Here is a 622-nt window from a genome sequence, read left to right as displayed (position 1 = left end):
CATCCATCAATAACACAGGGTCTTCGCTGTTTCTTAGCGTCTCGTTGTAGTATTCGATAAAGGCTTGCTGCATCTCTGGATTAAACTTGTGCGGTACACCTTTCGGCTTCTTATATGAAAAGCCGTGATGATGTAGCCATTTGTTCATGCCTGCAACGGTATAGCGAATACCAAACTCGGCTTTCACATAAGCGACTATTTGATGGGTATGAAAGTACGTCTTCTCGGATAAATGTTCGATAAGCTGCATGGTTTGCTCAGCAGAAAGTCGGCTCTGGCTACCACCATTTTCAGGCTTAAGTTTTTCAGAGAGGACATAGTCACTGAGATGACGAGCAACGGTCGATTCATGAATACGAAGCGCTTGAGAAATCATCGTTTGACTCCAGCCTTCAGACGCAAGTAAAGCCGCTTTGATGCGGTCACGCACTCGACCATCACGAGTTGAATCGTGCATCACTTCGAGTTGTTGTTTCTGTTGAGGAGTCAGTATTATTTTCATGGTGCGTAGCATGATCCTGATTTCATCGAAAATCAAGCATCTTCAATGATCACGGGTATATCGTGTTGTACTGTCGCAGTGGTAACCGCTCTGGCAAAGCGTATCAATACTTACAATCGC

At 44.7% G+C, this 622-nt stretch carries 1 protein-coding gene; it reads right to left on the bottom strand.

What is annotated here, in order from left to right; all coding sequences use genetic code 11:
- A partial coding sequence (locus R8O10_RS25995; protein WP_318192066.1) for a winged helix-turn-helix domain-containing protein occupies positions 1-502 on the bottom strand: 502 nt, incomplete at its 3' end.
- Positions 503-622: the final 120 nt, after the last annotated feature.

Origin of the sequence: Vibrio sp. 1727 (assembly GCF_033344415.1) — a bacterium.
Lineage (GTDB): Bacteria > Pseudomonadota > Gammaproteobacteria > Enterobacterales > Vibrionaceae > Vibrio > Vibrio alginolyticus.
This window is presented reverse-complemented; position numbering and strand designations above follow the sequence as displayed.